General features: G+C 62.1%; 28 protein-coding genes. 26 read left to right on the top strand and 2 right to left on the bottom strand.

All coding sequences use genetic code 11. The annotated features are described in order from the left end of the window. The first annotated feature begins 5 nt into the window (after nt 1-5). From J4O76_RS21235 to J4O76_RS21140, 20 genes are all read left to right on the top strand, one after another. Nucleotides 6-197, top strand: coding sequence for a hypothetical protein (locus J4O76_RS21235; protein WP_426284057.1), 192 nt, complete (start codon nt 6-8; stop codon nt 195-197). Beyond that, on the top strand, nt 188-721 hold the full coding sequence (locus tag J4O76_RS21230) for a thermonuclease family protein (protein WP_426284056.1): 534 nt from the start codon (nt 188-190) through the stop codon (nt 719-721). Before J4O76_RS21235 ends, J4O76_RS21230 begins: the two co-directional genes overlap by 10 nt. A 51-nt stretch (nt 722-772) precedes the next feature. Next, the gene (locus J4O76_RS21225) at nt 773-1,378 is read left to right on the top strand and encodes a DUF7007 domain-containing protein (protein WP_426284055.1); all 606 of its coding nucleotides are present in this window, start codon (nt 773-775) and stop codon (nt 1,376-1,378) included. Between the two features lie 229 nt (nt 1,379-1,607). Further along, nucleotides 1,608-2,252, top strand: coding sequence for a hypothetical protein (locus tag J4O76_RS21220; RefSeq protein ID WP_426284054.1), 645 nt, complete (start codon nt 1,608-1,610; stop codon nt 2,250-2,252). Between the two features lie 13 nt (nt 2,253-2,265). Further along, nucleotides 2,266-2,562, top strand: coding sequence for a hypothetical protein (locus J4O76_RS21215; protein ID WP_426284053.1), 297 nt, complete (start codon nt 2,266-2,268; stop codon nt 2,560-2,562). Between the two features lie 19 nt (nt 2,563-2,581). Beyond that, nucleotides 2,582-2,893, top strand: coding sequence for a hypothetical protein (locus tag J4O76_RS21210; protein WP_426284052.1), 312 nt, complete (start codon nt 2,582-2,584; stop codon nt 2,891-2,893). Between the two features lie 76 nt (nt 2,894-2,969). Next, complete coding sequence (locus tag J4O76_RS21205) at nt 2,970-3,470, top strand: hypothetical protein (protein WP_426284051.1); 501 nt, start codon at nt 2,970-2,972, stop codon at nt 3,468-3,470. A gap of 29 nt (nt 3,471-3,499) precedes the next feature. Continuing rightward, the gene (locus J4O76_RS21200) at nt 3,500-4,909 is read left to right on the top strand and encodes a hypothetical protein (protein WP_426284049.1); all 1,410 of its coding nucleotides are present in this window, start codon (nt 3,500-3,502) and stop codon (nt 4,907-4,909) included. A gap of 43 nt (nt 4,910-4,952) precedes the next feature. Further along, nucleotides 4,953-5,369 (top strand): hypothetical protein, encoded by a 417-nt coding sequence (locus J4O76_RS21195; RefSeq protein WP_426284047.1) that lies wholly within the window; start codon nt 4,953-4,955, stop codon nt 5,367-5,369. A gap of 75 nt (nt 5,370-5,444) precedes the next feature. Next, nucleotides 5,445-6,737 carry a hypothetical protein gene (locus J4O76_RS21190; RefSeq protein ID WP_426284046.1) on the top strand — a complete coding sequence of 431 codons (1,293 nt, stop codon included), beginning with the start codon at nt 5,445-5,447 and terminating at the stop codon, nt 6,735-6,737. 141 nt (nt 6,738-6,878) lie between these two features. Then, the gene (locus J4O76_RS21185; protein ID WP_426284045.1) at nt 6,879-8,552 is read left to right on the top strand and encodes an ATP-binding protein; all 1,674 of its coding nucleotides are present in this window, start codon (nt 6,879-6,881) and stop codon (nt 8,550-8,552) included. Nucleotide 8,553: 1 nt separating this feature from the next. Beyond that, nucleotides 8,554-9,486, top strand: coding sequence for a hypothetical protein (locus tag J4O76_RS21180; protein WP_426284044.1), 933 nt, complete (start codon nt 8,554-8,556; stop codon nt 9,484-9,486). 20 nt (nt 9,487-9,506) lie between these two features. Beyond that, nucleotides 9,507-9,872: a DUF3768 domain-containing protein gene (locus J4O76_RS21175; RefSeq protein ID WP_426284043.1), complete on the top strand. Its 366-nt coding sequence runs from the start codon at nt 9,507-9,509 to the stop codon at nt 9,870-9,872. Nucleotides 9,873-9,882: 10 nt separating this feature from the next. Then, a complete protein-coding gene (locus tag J4O76_RS21170) occupies nt 9,883-10,104 on the top strand; it encodes a hypothetical protein (RefSeq protein ID WP_426284042.1) in 222 nt (73 codons plus the stop codon). 148 nt (nt 10,105-10,252) lie between these two features. After that, nucleotides 10,253-11,179, top strand: coding sequence for a DNA/RNA non-specific endonuclease (locus J4O76_RS21165; RefSeq protein ID WP_426284041.1), 927 nt, complete (start codon nt 10,253-10,255; stop codon nt 11,177-11,179). Nucleotides 11,180-11,254: 75 nt separating this feature from the next. Then, nucleotides 11,255-11,425 carry a hypothetical protein gene (locus tag J4O76_RS21160; RefSeq protein ID WP_426284040.1) on the top strand — a complete coding sequence of 57 codons (171 nt, stop codon included), beginning with the start codon at nt 11,255-11,257 and terminating at the stop codon, nt 11,423-11,425. A gap of 26 nt (nt 11,426-11,451) precedes the next feature. Continuing rightward, nucleotides 11,452-12,471, top strand: a complete 1,020-nt coding sequence (locus tag J4O76_RS21155) for a hypothetical protein (RefSeq protein ID WP_426284039.1) — start codon at nt 11,452-11,454, stop codon at nt 12,469-12,471. A 10-nt stretch (nt 12,472-12,481) separates the two neighbouring features. Next, nucleotides 12,482-13,243: a hypothetical protein gene (locus J4O76_RS21150; RefSeq protein ID WP_426284038.1), complete on the top strand. Its 762-nt coding sequence runs from the start codon at nt 12,482-12,484 to the stop codon at nt 13,241-13,243. Between the two features lie 19 nt (nt 13,244-13,262). After that, nucleotides 13,263-14,342 (top strand): M4 family metallopeptidase, encoded by a 1,080-nt coding sequence (locus tag J4O76_RS21145; protein WP_426284037.1) that lies wholly within the window; start codon nt 13,263-13,265, stop codon nt 14,340-14,342. After that, nucleotides 14,342-14,692 (top strand): protealysin inhibitor emfourin, encoded by a 351-nt coding sequence (locus J4O76_RS21140; protein ID WP_426284036.1) that lies wholly within the window; start codon nt 14,342-14,344, stop codon nt 14,690-14,692. The genes J4O76_RS21145 and J4O76_RS21140 overlap by 1 nt, the downstream gene beginning before the upstream one ends. A gap of 22 nt (nt 14,693-14,714) precedes the next feature. Here the strand turns inward: J4O76_RS21140 and rpsU are convergent, their stop codons facing one another. Continuing rightward, nucleotides 14,715-14,915: a 30S ribosomal protein S21 gene (gene rpsU, locus J4O76_RS21135; RefSeq protein WP_056483632.1), complete on the bottom strand. Its 201-nt coding sequence runs from the start codon at nt 14,913-14,915 to the stop codon at nt 14,715-14,717. A 204-nt stretch (nt 14,916-15,119) separates the two neighbouring features. Between rpsU and J4O76_RS21130 the strand changes: the two genes are divergently transcribed. The 6 genes from J4O76_RS21130 to J4O76_RS21105 all read left to right on the top strand — a co-directional run bounded on the left by J4O76_RS21130 (nt 15,120) and on the right by J4O76_RS21105 (nt 18,009). After that, nucleotides 15,120-15,341 carry a hypothetical protein gene (locus tag J4O76_RS21130; RefSeq protein ID WP_426284035.1) on the top strand — a complete coding sequence of 74 codons (222 nt, stop codon included), beginning with the start codon at nt 15,120-15,122 and terminating at the stop codon, nt 15,339-15,341. A 59-nt stretch (nt 15,342-15,400) separates the two neighbouring features. After that, nucleotides 15,401-15,670: a hypothetical protein gene (locus tag J4O76_RS21125; protein WP_426284034.1), complete on the top strand. Its 270-nt coding sequence runs from the start codon at nt 15,401-15,403 to the stop codon at nt 15,668-15,670. Nucleotides 15,671-15,739: 69 nt separating this feature from the next. Then, nucleotides 15,740-16,612 (top strand): D-alanyl-D-alanine carboxypeptidase family protein, encoded by an 873-nt coding sequence (locus tag J4O76_RS21120; protein WP_426284033.1) that lies wholly within the window; start codon nt 15,740-15,742, stop codon nt 16,610-16,612. Between the two features lie 292 nt (nt 16,613-16,904). Then, nucleotides 16,905-17,171: an antitoxin gene (locus J4O76_RS21115; RefSeq protein WP_353444341.1), complete on the top strand. Its 267-nt coding sequence runs from the start codon at nt 16,905-16,907 to the stop codon at nt 17,169-17,171. A gap of 14 nt (nt 17,172-17,185) precedes the next feature. Beyond that, the gene (locus tag J4O76_RS21110; RefSeq protein ID WP_426284032.1) at nt 17,186-17,575 is read left to right on the top strand and encodes a type II toxin-antitoxin system VapC family toxin; all 390 of its coding nucleotides are present in this window, start codon (nt 17,186-17,188) and stop codon (nt 17,573-17,575) included. 239 nt (nt 17,576-17,814) lie between these two features. Next, the gene (locus J4O76_RS21105) at nt 17,815-18,009 is read left to right on the top strand and encodes a hypothetical protein (protein WP_426284031.1); all 195 of its coding nucleotides are present in this window, start codon (nt 17,815-17,817) and stop codon (nt 18,007-18,009) included. A gap of 14 nt (nt 18,010-18,023) precedes the next feature. Here the strand turns inward: J4O76_RS21105 and J4O76_RS21100 are convergent, their stop codons facing one another. Further along, nucleotides 18,024-18,515, bottom strand: a complete 492-nt coding sequence (locus J4O76_RS21100) for a hypothetical protein (RefSeq protein ID WP_426284030.1) — start codon at nt 18,513-18,515, stop codon at nt 18,024-18,026. Between the last annotated feature and the right edge of the window lie 69 nt (nt 18,516-18,584).

Genomic DNA, 18,584 nt, shown 5'->3' with positions numbered 1-18,584 from the left:
GCCCCATGTCTGCCGACACTCCCCTCTCGCCGCTGCGCCGTGTGCTGTGCAGCAGGTCCAACGCCGTCAGGGTCGCCGCATGGATGCGCCTTGACGGAATCCACACCGACATCGTCGCTACGGGCGAGCCATTGCAGCCGTGGCTGATCGTCGAGACGACCGCCGGACTGATCGAGGACACCCGCGCATGCGCATGACCCTTGTTCTCGCTCTTGCCCTTGCCGCCTGCGGAGGAGCCGCCTCCCAGGCCGAAGACCCAGGGCTGATCCGCGCCGACGGACGCGCGATCGACGGTGACACCGTATCGTTCGACGTCCGGATTTTTGGGGCCGATGCCTTCGAGAAGCGGCAATTGTGTCGAAATACGAATGGCTGCTGGCCGTGCGGCAAGGCGGCACAGGACTATGCCTCGAAGCTCCTTAAATCAGGAAGCAGTACGATCCGCCTGACGGGCAAGCAAAGCTACGGTCGTCCGATCGGAACGGTCGAGATTGGGGGCCAGGACCTTGGTGAGAGCATGATCGCAGCCGGGCTTGCCGTGCCGGCGACCAGCTACCTGAAGAGCGACCCCGAGCGTGCCCGGCGTTATCTCGCCGCTTATGAAAACGCCGAGGCCAGACATGCCGGCGTGCATGCCGGCTACTTCATCGATCCGGCAAAATGGCGTCGCGGCGAACGCCTCTCGTGCGAAGCCCGGGGCAAAAGTAGCCGAGAGCGCTGAATCGCGTGGGAGAGAAGGGGGAGGGGAAGGGCATCGATCAAGGAGACGATCATGCCCGCTTTCACTTCGACCTCCGCGCCCGTGCATACGCTCTGGGACACTCCCGATACCGCGATCCAGCGCCTGCCAGGCATCTGGTTCGTTACCACCCCCTCGCATGGTGGCTTCGTCCTGTCGGATGAGCGTCAGGCTGCGATGCCGGAAGCCCTGCGCCTCGACAGCATCTACTACGAGGAAGACGTCAACTGGTCGCTCGTAGTCATCGGGTTCGAGACCGAGTTCGCAGCGCTGAAAGACCCGCTGTTCGACATCGAGCGCAACCTTGCCCATCAAACGGCACGTCACTGGCGGCCGATGCAATACGGTGCCTTCACCGGCGAGGTTATCAGCCCAAGCGATAGCTACGTCCTGAAGAAGGTAGCGCTCTACGAGGCCGCGATTGGAGAGATCGGGGTACGCTCAGCGTCCGGAGATTGGGCCGACTGGGTGCCCAAGGGCCAGGTCGGCGTCACCGGGCAGCGCATCACCGGCTGCGATCACCTAGGCTTCGCACAGTATGAAGGACCGGACTTCAAAGGCCTGTGTGATGCAGCGCGCTACGACAGCTCCCGCCCGGTCAATACCTTCGCCGCACTTGCGGTCGAACTGATGCCGTGACGATCGGGAACGTCGTCGCCCTACCCCTTCTGAGCAAACGGAGGGCAGGGGGCCGACTCGAGGCCGGAAAGATGTTGCCAAAATCAGGCAACATCTTTCCCGAGCCGCGCCCAAGCGCCCAGCCCTGAGGGGCTGACGATACGAGCGCGAACCGGGTGTCGCGGGAGAAGAGAGGGGGTGAAGAGTGTGCGCCGAAAGAGCGCACGGTCCTCATTCGGAGCATGCGTCGATGATTTACGATGTACCTTTCCGCCACCAACAAGCGCTGGACCCGAGCGCCCTCACCACCGTCGTCGCGACACTGCACGCGATGGGAAAAGCGGTCGACGACTGCCGCAATGCCGGCGTCGATCCCAACAGCGACCCCGCCGTCGTGCTGCTGGCGCGTCACATGGCAACCGTGTCGACCAATCGGGCGGCCCGCGACGTACTTCGCCACGCCTGCACGCGCCGCCTCGCAGACCTGAAGCGGTTCCCGACACTGCTGGCGCTCGCAATCCGCGGCGTGGAATATGATGCCGGCGCCAAGGAGCGTTTTCATATCGAAGCGACCGAGGCGATGAACGCCCTCGCCGTCTGCATCGGCCTGGCGCCGGGGACATTCGAGATAGTGTCGCTTCAGAGCGAACGCGATCAGTCCGGCCATGTCCTGCTGGCGGCCGGCGAGTTTGCCGTCACTGTCAGGATCGGCGCACGCCACGAGGGTCGGGAGGTAGCGTACCGGGCTGTCTGCGATAGCACGAGCCCGCCCAACCACTACGCGCCGATGGCCGATCTGCTGAAGCCGGACCGCTTTGCTGATCGCCTGCGCCGCGATCTGTCGATCGCCGTCCGACCGGTCGCGGCTGCCGCCCCGGTCCTGATCGCCGCCTGAAGGAGTGATGCCCATGCACATCCAAAACGCGCTCGCGGTTGCACGAGCTGACGCCACGCGCATTGCGCACTTCATGGAGCGACGGGAGCGTTTCCTAGATGCCCTCGACTGGTCGATGCTCACCGAGGATCACGCACGGCAGTCGGCGATGCTCGACGATCTGCTCGAGGGGGATATGGCCGATGCCATCCTTTATATCGACTGGCTGGTCGAGCGGCTGGCTGGTGATGCCGAACAGGTCCCCGGCGTACTCCGCTTTACGCCGCATCCGCGACCGTGGCAGCTTGCGTGGATCACGCTCGCTTCCTGACCAATCGGGGGATCAATTGATGAGCCGTCATACTTTTACCGGCAACGCCGGTACCACTGTAGCGGTCGGTTATGACCGTCCGCTTGGCACCTTTTTCGTTCAGGTCCTGCGTCCTCACCCGACCCTGAAAGGCGAAGATGACATGGTCGAATGGCAGGGTACGGAGCCCGACGAGCTACCGACCGCAGCAGCGGCGATCGAGATCGCCGCCCGCTATGCCGACCTTCCGGAAACGCTTGGCGCCACGCTTGAAACCGACCGCCTGAAGACGCTGGGATCTGTCGACGGACCGGCGCAACGCGCGGTGCGCCCGTACCTTTATCGATCCTGAGCAACACGCTTCGCGGCGGTTAGAGGGAAGGGGGATGGGGTTTAGGTCGATCCAGGTGGATCGATGGAGATACCCCATGTCCTACATTATCGATATTGGTGGCGCACCGGCCAACGAGGACTGCGCCCAACTCGGCCAGACATCGGACTTCGAGGCGGTGAACACGTTCGAGGTCCTCGCCTACAAGCTGGCGATCATCGCGCGGCACGGTATGCCGCCTGCCGGCTGCAAGCTTGGCCCGCATACGAACCGGCATGACTTTGGCGTCTATCGGACGCTTGCCCTTCACATCGAGGACGAGGAAGACGAAGCCGTTCAGGCGTATGCCGAGGCGGTAGAGGAAGGTCTGGGGTCATGGCTCGAGGCCGGATTTACGCCCCCCGTCATCTACGCTGGTTCGGTCGCCACGATAGAACGCCCTGACCACGTCGAGCTGGTGATAGGTGCGCTGCTGACGACGCGGCCAAACGCTGACGGGACGTTCCCGATCGCCGACTTCGGTATCCTTTACGGCAACCTCGCAGCGGCCTTTCCGCAACAGGCGGAGGCCGCACGCCAACGTCTGACCGCAGCGTAATCCTGCCCAGCCCCTGAAGGATTGAGCCAATGCCGATGCTGCAATCGCAGCCCACCGGGATCGTCCCGGCGGGAGCGTTCCCCCTTGTCCGGTCACCGCGTGATGCCGAGGCCGTGGAGCCGGACTATTTTGATTCCGCCGATATGCGTTGCTGGCTGACGCGTGGACGGTCGGTCGAACAGGCAACTGAGCTGGCCCTGATCTGGCGATCCTACCCGGACTTGCCACCCACGGCGACACTGGAGGAACGGATGGCACGGGGACGCGAACGTATCGCGGCGATGAAGCCATTGAACGACGCTATCGCTGCCAGGACGGAGGCCGACCGGCAGACACGGAACTTCGCCTTCATTGAATCGCGCGCGCGGGAAGGGACGATTGTAGATAGCGAGATTGCGATCCTGCGTGGTCGGGATCGCTACGGCTATGACTGGGATCTTGCCGTTGCCTACGCGAGCGGGTGGACCGCGGCCGACGCCGGTTGGGAGCATCGCTTTTGCGCCGATGGATCGCGCCGGCAGGACGCAAAGTGCGAGACCTATGACCGTGGTTTTGCCGATGGCGGCGGTGACCAGGCCGACTTGTTTGACGCCGCGCGCCGCAGCAACCTCGCCGCCATTCGCCGGGATAATCAACGCCCGGTAGCGCCGCTACCGCCGAGGGCACGACCGGCGCCGAGCAGCTGGCCCAAGCCGAACGATCATGCCCGCCCAACGCGGTGGTCGAGGCGTCTGCTGATTGTTTCTGACGCAACGATCGAAGAGGTGACGCCGGGGTTGATGCGTGTCTCGAGTCTGCGCCTCGCCGATGAGATCCGCGCCCGACCCGGCACCGAGGCCATGACGATCGTCACGATCGACCGCCATGACGGCTTCGTCGTGAATGGCTGCCCGGTTGAGACGAAAGTGCCGATCAAGGCTTCCCGCGCCGACGAAATGATCGCGCATCCTAGCCACGGCGATGCCCTCCGGGCCATCCTCAGTGGACACGAGATCGATGACGTCCTGATCGCGGTACAGGGCGACTACCTTCGCATCGTCGACGCCTTTGCAAGCGCACTACCGCTATGTGCGAACATGGAGCGATCGCAAAACTCGCTCCTACAACAGCGTGCGCACCTGCGATGCTGGCTCGACCGAGGCTATGACGGCACCGACAATCTTGGCGCCGGCCACATCCGTTGGGGCAAGGCGATCAAGGGCCTGACCGGCAAGCTCGGTGAATTTACTGCCCGCCATGTCGGCCCAGCGCCGCGGCGTGGCCACCTGATCCGGATCGAGGCCGAAGGCGGCACGCTCGCCGAAGGCTACGCCACCTCCACCGGAGAACGTCTCGCGACCGAGATCACCGTCTCTAACAAGACGAACATCCGCCGCGAAATGGCAGCCGCCCTGCGCGCCTTTGGCGGCGCTACCCGCCTGATGGACGCCTGCGGCTGACGCCGCGGGACCCGCTTTTCCACCTTCACTTGAGGAGACGACCATGTCTGACATCCGCGACCTGCCCGTGATGACGAAGGCTGATGCCGAGGCCATCGGCTTTGCCGGCTTCAACGACGTGCCGCACAAGGTCATTGACCTGCCGGACGGCGACTTCACGCTCAGCGCCAAGACCAGCGACGGTCGCCGCGTCACCTTCAGTTTCCAGCCTCACAGCCCTGACGGGACGGCTAGATTCGTCGATATTCAGTTTCACGATCGCGGGACGACGATCCTGAGCGCGGATGGCGGCAATATGCCGACCTTCAACGCCTTCGCGATCACTAAGGGCGGCCGGCATATCGTCGATACGCGCGCTCTCACTGAAGGCATCAAACCGTCGATATTGGTGCTGCTGATGGACACCGAAGAGGAAGAACGCGCACGCGCCGCGATGCGGAAGAGCGAGACGCCCCGCTAACCAGCCAGGGCGGCACGGGAGAGGAGAGGGGTGAGGGGAGGGAGACCGGAATAGGCCGGACAGGATCCTTCCCTCATGCGCACTCGCCACATCGCAACATTCGCCGACACGATCCGGACCGACCCGGTGACACTTGCCCGGGAATATCTTTCCGCCCGCGATGCAACCGAACACGAGTTCCAGACCGAGGAGGCACGCTCTTCCTATGTCGACGTCCTGTCGGCGCTCGGCCGCTTTCAGCACCGCACCGCGTTTGCCCGCGCACTGGCCCATTTAGACGTCCGCCCCGAGGCCATGGACGCCACTCGACAGGACAATCGTCTGCGTCCGATCGCGTGGTCGTTCGGGGAGGGAGCCACGTTCCCCGGCTTCACCGATGACACGACCTGGAACGGCTTCCTAAACGTCAGGGTGCCGGTCTCGGCATGGCCCTACGTGCTAGCTGAGTTGATCGAAGGCGCCGATGGTGATGCCGAGACGATCGAGGGATACCGACGGCTAGGCATTACCGAAGGTCTGGTTTGCCTGTCCCACGGGTTCACCACCCACGAGGTAATCCCGACGTGGCCGTCGTTCTTTCCCGACTATGCGATCGACACGATGGTGCCGATCCCGCCGGAATGGTCCGAGATGAGCTGGCGGCACGAAACGGCACCGAGCTTCGGACCTTGCGTCGGTCCGATGGGCGAGGCCGCACAGATCTGGATCGACTACGAACAGCCGGCGATGCGCGAATTCCCGGAGAGCGCGAGGTTCACCTTTAGCCGGCGTGACGCAGTCGGCGAACTGACGGTCGCCTATGCGGATGACGACTATGCCGAAGCCCTTGAGCATATTGCGATCGAGACACTCGCCTGCGCATTCGCGCACGGTCTCGCAGAACAGCTCGATCCGGATGAGTGGCGCCAGATGCGCCTACGGAACCAGACGATCGCAGCTGGTGTCTGTGCGTCGCACAACTTCCTCGACGCCAACATGGTCATGCTGGCGGCGTGGCAAGCTACACGCACGCCCGCGATCGTCGGGAATGGCGATGCCGATGCTCTCGGCAACGACCTCACTCACGTCAACGCCTCCTGGGAAGTCGCCACCCGCTATTACCTGACGGCCTCGGACGAGGCAGCCCGGTTCGACACCTGGCGTGTAACGGGGCGCGATGTGCCAAGCCTGGCCGCAGCGGGTCACGATCTGGCGACAATCCCACCATCGGATGGCGCAGGCCGCGTCTACTCGGTTGGCTTCGTCCAGGCGCATGGGACCGACTGGATCGTCGACGTCGGCAACACCAGCCGGAGCTTCGACCACCTGATCGATGCGGAGGCTCACCTCTGGTCAGTCTTCGCATCCGACGAGTGTCGCTACGCCTAAGCGCTGAACGTCCGCGGAACGGACAGAGGTGCCGTGATCGCAGTTTACCCAAGCCGACCAAGTAGGCTCGAGACTCAAAGAGGGAGGGGGAAGTGACAGGCAGATGCGGGGAATGGCCCCGCCGAGCCTGAGGACACTGCCATGCTCCCTGCCACGATCGCCACCAGCGTTGCGCCCGAGACCATTGCCAAGGTCGGCCGCCTTTTCAATGGATCGGCACACGACGTCCTGAGCAAGCTGCTCCAGAATGCACGTCGCGCCGGTGCCAGCAGGGTCACGATCACCACCGCCGGCAGTCACGGCGACCGGCTGATCCACATCGTCGACGATGGCAGCGGTATCGCTGATCCGGCTGCGGTCGTGACGCTCGGCCGGTCGGGATGGTCAGAGGAAACCAAGAAAAGCGAGGATCCCGCCGGTATGGGCGTGTTCAGTCTCGCGGGCCGCGACGTCATTATTCGGTCCTGGTCACAGCCCGAACGGCAGGGTTGGATGACGCACATTCCTGCGGGCGCATGGGAAAGCAGCCGGCCAATCGTCGTCTCCAATGACCCCATAGCGCGCGGCACCGCGATCACGGTGCGGATACCACCTGAATGGTTCGACGGCCTGGACGACGCCGTCCGGCAGGTCGCACGTCACTACCCGCTGCCGGTAACCTTCAATGGCGAGCGGATTGAACAGGAAAGTTGGCTCACTGGTGCGATCCTGGTCGAGGAGTGGAACGGATGCAGGATCGGCGTCTTCCGCGAGGACTCGGCGCGCACCCGGCGTGGCGATCCACGCCTAAATTTCCACGGCGTCACCATTCCGCTTCCGATGATTGGTATCGGCGAGGTCGGCCGCGGGCAAACCTGGAATGCGCGCGTTGATATAGTCGACTGCCCTGCGATCCAACTGGTCCTGCCGGCACGCAAGGAAGCCGTGCAGAATGCCGCGCTCGACGAGTTACAGACCGCGGTCACAGCAGCCATCTTCCGCACGATCGCCGCACAGCCCACGCACCGGCTGGCTTTTGACGAATGGTCGAAAGCACGCTCGATCGGCATCGAAATCGCCGAAGCCGAGCCGTATCTTCTCGGTTGGGTCGCGCCTCATGCCGACAGCGGCGAAAATTACCTAAGCGGCACGCGTGTCTCGGACATGTCGATGGTCATCATGCCGGAGATCGACGCTTTGATTGCCCAGCCGGCCGCGCTGGCGATAGCACGCCATTCCCCGTTTGGCGGCGCGCTAGTCGGCGAAGAGCCGGCGTTTGCCGGTTATCGCTGGTACGACACACTGGCCCGCGTCGACATGATCGGCTTCGAGGTGATCCAGGACGGCCGCTGTTTTGCGATCGACGCTGAAACCGGTGCTCCGGCCGACGTCGATAACGGCTATGTCGACATGCTGGATCTGATTGCGACGGTGTCCCATGCCGGCGCCTACGTCGATGTCCGATGCGCGGCTGATATCGCGTTTGCCGCGGACCATGATCTCTCGAGCCATATCGACGATCTCGCGATATTTATCCGGCGCGGGACTGAGCTGGCTACCAATGACGTCGTCGATATCGCTAAACAATCGGCGTTCGATCCGGCTGGCGACGGCGACGCTGACAGTTACGATACGCAGCGAGACCGCTTCATCCGGGACGCAACCGAGCGCGTTGTCGGTATCCTCGAAGGCAGCGACGCCGCGATCGAGGTCCGTGTTCGGTCGCTGCTGTCTTCCTATCCGTGGCTGGTCCCATCCGACCGGACGGTAACGATCACGATGACACGCGACGGCCTGGCGGTCATCGTCGCGGAACGCACGCCCGAGGCCACGTAAAATGGATAGCCCGCCTCCTCCGCCCGTCGTCCTCGCCTACGGTGTCGGCGTCGACAGCACCGCCCTTTTGATTGAGAAGATCGCCCGCGGCGAAAAGATCGGTCTGGTCCTGACCGCAGATACCGGCGTCGAGAAACCGGCGACCTATGCCTATCTCGACGTCATCCGTCCGTGGATGGACGCACGCGGGATCCACCACGAGATCGTGTCGTATCTGCCGAAACGCTTCAAGCATTGGCCGCCTTATTACGGTCTCTTGGAGATGTGTCTGACGAACGCGACGATGCCGAGCAAATCATTCGGCGGGTCCAGCTGCAGCCTCAAATACAAAAAGGCGCCGCAGGACGCCTTCCTTGCCACCTGGAAGCCGGCGATCGACGCTTGGGACAGAGGGCAACGGGTCAAACGGCTGATCGGCTACGATGCCGGCCCGCGTGACACGGCACGCGCGAACCATGCCCTGTCGATCGACGATCCACTCTACGACTGCGAGTACCCCTTGCGGGAATGGGGATGGGATCGTGAGAGGTGCACCGCGAGGATCGTCGCGGAAGGCCTGCCGGTGCCGCCCAAATCAAGCTGCTGGCTTTGCATCGCGAACAAGCCACAAGAAATCCGGGACCTGCCGCGATGGTGTCTGCGCCTGATCGTCCTGGTCGAGGCCCGTGCAGCGCCGCGGCTGACGAAGGTGGAGGGGCTCTGGCGCAAGGGCACGAAAGCACGGCCGGGCCGGATGACCGACTTCATCCGGAACGAGGGACTGCTGCCCGCGCACGAAGTCGACCGCATCTGGAACACCGCGCCGACCGACCTGATCCGGTTTCAGGACGTCGCCGCCTCGATTCCGTTGGAGGAACGCCCAACGATGCGGAACTGGATCGACCGCTTCAACGCCGGCGTCACTGCGATTGAGCGCCCGCTGATCGCCGCCTGATCTAACCAAGGGATACTGATATGATCGCACAGCCTTCGCTGGCGAGCGCCGAGACGCGTCTCGCAGCTATCGCCCGTCTCAACGACCGTTGCCGACAGGGAATAGACCGTACCGCCCGGATCATGGTGACCAGGACCTGTCTCGGCACCTTCGCTTCGGGGGACAGGGCCATAGAGATTGTGGTGCAGGCAAGGCTGTTTGCCGCGGTGCGTCGCCATGTCTTCACCGAAACAGATGCGGGCGAGCGCGACCGTGGCAACTTCGAGTTCGAGGGCACGACGGTCTACTTCAAAATCGATTATTACGACGCCGCACTCGAATATGGGTCGGAAGATCCCAGTGACGCCAGCAAGACCCGACGGGTGCTCACGATCATGATCCGCTAGGACCTCTGACATGGCCGCCAAGACCGTGAAGGAACGTCGTCTGGACCTTATGGTGCTGCTTTCACCGCAGCCGGTGGACGATTTGTGGGAAGCCCAGAAAGCGGGATGGCGCTGCTTCGTCATGGGTAACGATAGCCCCAGCGGCCGGCGCGGCAGTCGTCTACGCGCTGCGTGGCAACGCGGCTACAACGCGGCCTCCCAGAGCCGTGATCCGGTAGGGTTGATGCTGTGAAAAGCCGGGCGGTGCCGCACAAGATGCCGCGAGTTCGCCGCTTCGCGCCCTTAGGCGTTTGATCCTGAGCCGTCCCATCCGGATGTAACAACGACGCCGCGGAGCAAGCATACTGGTCACTGATGGAAGCGAGAGAAAGAGGATCACCATGATCAACCTGTCATATCGACCCCGCTTGGCGGACCTTCAGCAGCTGTGGCGTTCGAACTCTGGCTTGCTGCCGTTCGAACCGGAGGGGGTCAGGACGTCCGAACCAGGCACGTTCCGTGGGCGGGCGGGTTACCTCGAAGACTTTCTTACCGAATTTAGGGTGTCGCTTCCTGACGCGACGGCCATCGCCGAGGACGTTCTGTCAGTTCCCGAGAGCGATGGTAGTCGCTTGGACTACGAGCATTTCTCGGTCGTCATGTCGAAAAGCCGTCGTCTAGCCCTGTTCACCGCCGTCAATATCGATGGAAGCGCCAGCGTCTCGGTACCGCGTGGCGGAGATCCGTGGGCGTTCGACGGACGCATTCCCGAAGAGGCCCAGGCGGGGGATGAGCTTTATGCCCATAACGACTTCGATCGCGGTCATCTCGTGCGCCGCGAGGATCCCAACTGGGGGCCGACCGCAAGCGTCGCCAACCGCGACACCTTCCATTTCACCAACTGTGCGCCGCAGCTCTCCATTTTCAATCAGCGATCATGGCTAAGCCTCGAGGATTACATCCTCGGTAACACGCGACGGGTCGGCGAGCGTGCGACCGTCTTTACGGGGCCCGTCTTCAGACAGAACGATCCTGTCTATCGCGGCGTCGCCATCCCGCTAGCCTATTGGAAGGTCGTAGCCTTCGTCCATGACGATGGTCGTCCATCGGCCTCCGCGTATCTGATCGATCACGATGTCGACCTGGATGCGCAGTCGCTCCTGTTCGGAGCATTCAAGACCTATCAGCGATCAGTCCTCGCGATAGAAGGCCTGACGAACCTCGTCTTTGGGTCGTTGCGGGAATTTGACGGATTTTCGAACGAGGAGAAGGCGACCGGCGACGTCGTCCGGGTGCTGATTACCGAGGCCGAAGATATTAGGCTGTAACGGCCGCTAATAGCGCTGTCCCACAAAGAACATATATGGAACATCAACGGTCGGATCAACAAGGAGAGTCGGACAATGACCGACATGATCGACGGCCCGATGCTTATGGGTATCGCAGCGCTCATCACCAGTGTCGTTAATATCATCACAGCTGTTCGTACGCGCGATCGGCCAGCGGACCGTTCGCGTGCGCGGACGATCCCGCGGCGCAGAAAAGGAAGAGAGAATCGTAGTTTACGGGCATGATGCCCGAAAGACCGAAGGAGACCGCTATGCGCTACCGCGCCTTTTCCCTTCTGCCCCTACTGACAGGCCCGCTGCTGCTGACGGGATGTGCGACGAACGCGATCCAACTGGAAACCGCCGGGACCGTCCAAGCCCGAAGCCGTGAGGCGGTCTCGGCCACGACGATCTACTTCGACGCTATCGAGCGACGCCGTCGTGAGGCTGCTGCGGCGCTGGTAGCGAGCGATCCCAGCTGTCTCCCAGCGACACCGCTTCGCATCCAGGTACCGATCACGCCCACGGCTCCGCCTGCACCTCTATGCCTCGCGGGTGGAACGCCGGCCGTTGGCTACACGACGTTCGAGATCGACATCGGCAGCAGCCCGCGAGCGGTGCTGGAGCCGCGCATCGCACTTCTCGCTGCGATTGGCGGTTATGCCGATGCACTGGCGGCTATCCTCGACGCCCTCAAGACCGACGTGTCGGCCGAAATCACCGCGTTTGCCGATCAGGCCGACCGGCTAGCCCGCTTCACGAACTTCGTCGCCGGCACCGACCTGCCGAACGTCAATGCGACCATCGCCAGCGAACAAGGGCAGAGTGTCATTGCACTGATCGCCTTCGCTAACGACTTGGCGCGCGAAGCGCGGCAAGCCCGCGATGTACGTGCGTTGGTTGTCGACCGCGGCGCCGTAGTCGATCGCGCACTTGCATCGCTGTCCGTACAGGTCACGACTTGGGGCAGGGGGGCGGCGCGCAACGCCGACGATCTTTACGGTAACGCGCTGTTCCGAACCTACCTTCGCAATCGCACCAGTTTGACGGCCGAACAGCGCGAGCAGCTTGCGATCCGTGTTTTTGCCGCCCGCGAGGCCGCGAAGCAGGGACCCGTACGGGCGGCTGAGGTGACAGACGCGATTGATCTCACCGCAAAAGCGCAAGCCGGGCTGCGGGATGCGTTGGCAGGCCGCTTGTCGCCGCAGCAGCGCCGCGCCGCGGCTCGAATGAATATCGATCGCATCACCCGAGCGCTCGGACTGATCGCATCGATCGCCACCCCCGTCTGAGGAGGATCCGATGACCACCTTCACCGAGGCCATGGAGGTGGCTGACGCGCTGATCGATCAGCTTCAAGCATTGACCGAGAACCCCCGCTATCTCCCGCGCTTCTTCGATACGATATTCGGCTTACGCACGGCGCTCGGTAACGAACGCGATCGCTTCGCTTCGGTGCACAGCCCCGAGGCCGTGGACCGACCGGCATTCGCGATGATCCTGGACCGCTGCGAACAGGCGACGATGATCGGCGCGGCACTTACACCCAGCGATGCCGAGGTGTCGCGGTACGCGGCAGCCGTACAGCGCGCGATTGCGGCGTTTACCAATGATGGGGTGGCGCCCTCGCGATCAGCCCTGCGCGGCGCGCTGCGGCTTCGACGATCATCAACGCCGTTGGTAAGACCCGGGCGCCGGCCTGATCCAACCCCCGAGACATATTACACTAGTCTTGTGAAGCTATTCCCGGTTGAAGCGGTAACGCTTTACCCCCTCGCCATAGGCATTGCTGGCACCGACATCGTCATTCGCTTGATCCTGATCGCCATCATCACGCTGTTCGTCATCGCGCTTCGCTGGTTCGGAACGCAGGAGGAGAGTGGGGGAGATGCCGATGTGCTGGCAATCGGCGTGTCGGTCATTTCGTTCGAGCTCTACGCCGCCTCGCTAGGCGGGTTTGGCTACCTCTCGGGCGGCCCGGCGCAGACCAGCCAGTTTCTCGCTTTCATCACCATCATGTGGGTCGCGCTCGTACCCTTCGCGCTTCGCCACTCCCGCCGCTAATCGATAAGGAGACACGATCATGTGCATGTCCACGCATCGGCATTCGCTTCACTGCATCCTGCCGCCCTACATCCTCTCCAAGATCGCCGAGAACGGCTCACCTGCGCTGCGGGCCATGGCAATGCACAGCCTGATGATCGACCCGACCATCCGGATCGTCCGGGCCAGCACCGCGGGGCCCGTCACCGGAGATATTGCCCGACGGCGGTCGGCTGCGGGCAACATCACTGTGCCCAGTCCACTCCGCACGATCCGAGACGCCGGAGGCGAACCTGAAGCGCCGGGATCTGTGGTCGTGCGGCGCGAAGGGGAGGGACCAACGGGCGATATCGCGGTCGACGAGGCGTATGACGGTCTCGGTGCAACGTTCGAGCTGTTCTGGGAGGCCTATCAGCGCAACTCGATCGATGATGTCGGGCTGCCGCTCGATGCCACGGTCCATTACGATCAGGACTACGACAACGCCTTCTGGGACGGCACCCAGATGGTGTTCGGCGATGGCGATGGCGAGCTGTTCAACCGCTTCACGATCGCGCTCGATGTTATTGGTCACGAGCTCACGCACGGCGTCACCGAGAAGGAAGCTGGGCTCGCCTACTTCAATCAGTCGGGCGCGCTTAACGAGAGCATCTCCGACGTGTTCGGCAGCCTGGTGAAGCAGAAGCTGCTGGGCCAGACGGCCGATCAAGCGGACTGGCTCATTGGTGCCGGACTGCTGACTTCTGCGGTCAAAGGCGTCGCGTTGCGGTCGATGAAGGAGCCCGGCACGGCCTATGACGATCCTGTTCTCGGCAAGGACCCGCAGCCCGGCCACATGGACGATTTCGTCCGCACCAATCAGGATAATGGCGGGGTGCACATCAACTCCGGTATCCCCAACCGGGCGTTCTATCTGGCCGCGACGGCGATCGGCGGAAACGCATGGGACCGCGCTGGGCGGATATGGTACAGCGCACTCTTGGACCCCAATACGAGGGCCAACACGGATTTCGCCGGCTTTGCCCGCGTCACCATTGACGTTGCGGTGCGTTTGCACGGCACGGACAGCGCCGAGACGACAGCCGTCGCCGAGGCATGGACAACGGTTGGAGTGATCTGATGCAGATGGGCAAGGCTTGCGACGAGACCGTGACGGGCGAAGCCCGGGTACGGATCGAGGGCGGTCTTGCCCATTTCCCGGGGCTGGCAAAGGAACAAACGATCTCGTTCGGCGACCTTGCGACGCCAGAGCGCCAGGAACTCGCCAGCCTGGCCGACCAGGCTGACTTTTTCGGCTGCGAGCCTTCGACTGATGTCGCGAGGCCGGATGCTCGCACGTATACAGTCGGTTTGACGATTGATGGCCGGAGCCGTGAGATGCGCCTCGCAGAGCCGATCCGTGACCCGGCAATGGCCAAGCTTGTTTCCGTCGTTCGCCGCCTGAGCAAACAGCACGCACTAACACGGTGACGGTCTGTCCAAACCCTGGGGCTTACTGATCCTTTTCGGCGCGTTTGCGATCAGCCTTTCGCGCCCGGCTAACGGCCGCGGCGTGTTCGCGAGCGCGCTTCTCCGACGGTTTCTCGAAATGGCGACGCAGCTTCATCTCGCGGTACACGCCTTCGCGTTGCAGCTTCTTTTTTAGAACGCGAAGAGCCTGGTCGACGTTGTTGTCGCGGACGATGACTTGCATGAACCTGACTTTCGAGATTGCGTCGATGATTAAGAGAGCCATGCCTATAAGGCCTGGTGGTCATGTGCCAAGTGCATGATTAACTTGCCCGACTTAATCGCAGTTATGTTACGCGAAGGCGATTAATCCTGCCTCGTGCTGAAACGGTTTCTACGCCGCAGCCCCTGGGCATTGACACCAATCCACTAGGTTGGAGAAGGCCTCATGACCAATTCCGACATACCTGCCTATCGTGTTCAGCTACTACCTGCGCCGATGGTAATCGACGCTGATGGCCTCCCGGTCGCAAACTCCCATGTGGTTGAGATCATATTTCCAGGGGACACGATCGATACGACGCTGGGGAAGGTGAACACGATCGTCGGGCCGGGCACTGCCAAGATCATCGTGGGCGATGCGACGTACCGCGGGATCAGCCTTTGCTGAGTTTGCGCGCTCAGTAGCCTTCGGGCAGGGGAGCCTGCCAACCAAGGAAGCAGTGATACATGGCGAACCGTCTCACGATTGATCAGGACAGCCTGATCGACAACGACAGCGAAAAGCAGGTCGAGTTTACTGCCGAAATCGATAGCGACGACCGCGATTTTGCCGTGAAGTACGCCGTTTTGCGTGAAGTGAGTGGCGACGAACCAGACAATGACGCGCTGGAACTGTTCGAGCGGTTCAGCGACGAAATTCTCGATATCTGCGCCGATCTTGCCGAGCTTCGGCCAACGGCCAATCTGATAACAGTGAAAGCAAGTGACCTCGAGTAGCGGTAGCTCCGGAGCGTCCTTCTAAGCGTGCCGCTTAAGGCGGCAGTCAGGTCCGGGTTGGCATCTTCAATGCTCATTGAGGATTCCAACTTCGGCATGTTTTTCAGTTCCCTACTGCGTTTGCAGATCGGTCTTATCGCTGCCGGCTTGGCATTTGGCCTGCCTGTGCAGGCTGCAGATGCCCAATCACGTGTATCTGAGATCGTCGTTGATGCCTCAACCGGTACCGTTCTGTTTTCACAGGCACCCGATGCAGCGAGACGACCGGCGTCACTGACAAACTTGATGACGCTCTATCTCGCATTTGAAGCACTGGCCGATGGCCGCTTACGACCAAGTGACGCTTTGCCGATTTCCCGCCGGGCGGCGCGCCAGCCGGCGACGCATTTAGGTATAGCCGCGGGTGGAAGGATCACAGTCAGCAAGGCGCTGGATGCTGTTGCAGCGATTTCGTCGAACGATCTGGCCGTTGCCGTCGCCGAACGCATTGCCGGTAGTGAGCCGAAATTTGCCAGACTGATGACGGCAAAGGCACGCCAGCTTGGGATGCGGAACACCCGGTTTGCAAACGCATCCGGGCTGACCAGCACCGGGAACGTGACGACGGCGAGCGACATGGCGAAGCTTTCGCGCGCCATCGTCAGGCGCTTTCCGCGGCAATATGCCCGGTTCAGCAAGCGTACGATCCAGTGGCGATCGCGTCGCACTGCCAATCATAACCATCTGCTCGGCCGGCTTGCAGGCGTCGACGGCATCAAGACCGGGTACACGTCCGACGCCGGCTACAATCTCGCAGCGTCGGCGATGCGTCGAGGACGGCGTATCGTGGTCGTCGTGCTGGGCGAGACCAGCGTTTCGGCGCGTGATGCGCGCATTGCCAACCTGATCGAGTTGGGCTTCACCGGGTCGAGATCGAAGGCGCGTCGCTTACGACAGCGGTAGCTCTACGAACGGCCTTGGCATGGCTCAGGGCCATGAGGACCGCTCGGATCGATAATATATCTTATGTTAAATTAGTAAGTTAGCGGATATTCGGTATTGATTTTGCAAGGCTTGGTTCCGGCTTTCGCCGTCTCAAGCAGCAACCCAGGCCAGGACCGCATAAAGCTACGCGCTTCCCACGCCGAGGCCACCTGAGATGGACGACACGGACGTAACTACGACGCCATCGCTCATCGCGATTGATAACGTCAGCCCAACAAGGTATATACATGGCATATACAAAGGAGGCGTCGTGACCCAGACATCTGCTAATTTCGACGTGCGCGAAGCCAGGCTGTTTCGCAACAATCGCAGTCAGGCAGTGCGAATTCCCGCCGAGTTCGAATTTTCGGGAAGCCGCGTGCTTATCCATAAGGAAGGCGACAAGCTTATCATCGAACCCGAACCCAAGGCCCGTCTTCTCGACATCCTGAAAGGGCTAACCCCCCTCGCCTCTGAGGATCAGTTTCCAGAGGACCTCGATGCTACGCTGCTCCCGCTTAGGGCCGTCGATCTGTGACCGGTTCACGCTACATGCTTGATACCAACATCGTCTCCGATCTTGTTCGAAATCCGCAAGGCGCGGTGTTCGACAAGATCGTCGAGATCGGGAGCGACAATCTGTGTGTCAGCATCATCACCGCGGCCGAACTGCGCTATGGTTGCGCCCGTAAGGGGTCCCCTCGCCTGCTCCAGCAAGTCGAAGCCATTCTGAACGGGCTCGAGATCCTTCCGCTCGATGTCCCGGCCGACGCCGAATATGGTGGGATCCGCGCCGAGCTTGAAGCCGCTGGCAAACCAATCGGCCCCAACGACCTCCTGATCGCAGCTCACGCCTATGCGCTGGGTGCCACGCTGGTCACCGCTAATGTCGGCGAGTTCACCCGTATACGGGGTCTTCGTGTGGAGAATTGGCTCGGCTGACGCCGACGGTTTCCGCTTACGAAGACGGGGCCGGAACCGATAGCAGCGGTCCCGACCCCGTCGATCGAAGGATCCTCCGTCGAAACGGTGGATAGACTGGCTTAACGCATCTGCGTCGAATCCGGTCCACCACCCTCGATATACGGATCGTCGTCAATTTTCCATGAACGTGCCTTTCGGCCGTTCCACCCGCCATACGGCACTTCACCCGAAGGACTTCACCCCGAAGGGACATCTCCATGACCGTCATTGCACTTTCAGCCCGACGCGGTTCACTGAGTTCACTCGAGAACGCCTACGCCGTGGCTATTCAGCTTCGTGAGAGCACCGGCGTCGACCAGTTTGTGGTCCGCACCGACAATCCCATTCAGCCTTTCCGTGTCTCCCGGTGCCGGCCACATCACCCGAAGAGTCTTCTCGCCCTGGTCGCCTGACCTGGCGACTATTGTCAGCCCTCGGCCGTCACGTTGGTCATGATCTGCGCGGCCGTCAGGCTCTCGCACAGCTGGGCGTTCGTGGCGTAAATCACCGGGAGCTTCTGCTCGCGCATCACCATGCACATCCGACCACGACGGTACGTCAGGCTCTGCAACCAAGCGAGTTCTGTAATCGCCTGCTCGATAGGCGTGTCGTACAGCAGGTACCAAAGCCGCATCTGGAACGGGCTCTTGTCGCGCAGGATCTCTTCGAGATCCTTGTGCCCCTCGCCACGGCGCATGCCGTTGCTCGTTTCACTCGCCAGTGCGGTGAACGCTTCCTGCATCTCTGTGATCGCGAAATAGGCGACGTCGAGGCCGATCCCGATCGTGGCGCCTGCCAGCACCCGCCGATCGGTCGATATTTCGGGGTCGCCGTTCTCGTTGGTGCTGCTGTTGTTCAGCACGTCATATAGCGGGAGGTCATAGTCGTACCCCCTCATCATATCCTGTACTTTCATCATATCCTCCTTCGGGTGAGGCCTCGGATTTGGCGGGATCGTCATGCGATCGAGCAAGACCCGATCGCGTGA

This window comes from Sphingomonas sp. NFX23 (assembly GCF_049887795.1).
In the GTDB taxonomy this organism is placed as follows: Bacteria; Pseudomonadota; Alphaproteobacteria; order Sphingomonadales; family Sphingomonadaceae; genus Sphingomonas.
The sequence above is the reverse complement of the archived record's forward strand: the minus strand, read 5'-3'. Positions and strand labels throughout refer to the sequence as shown.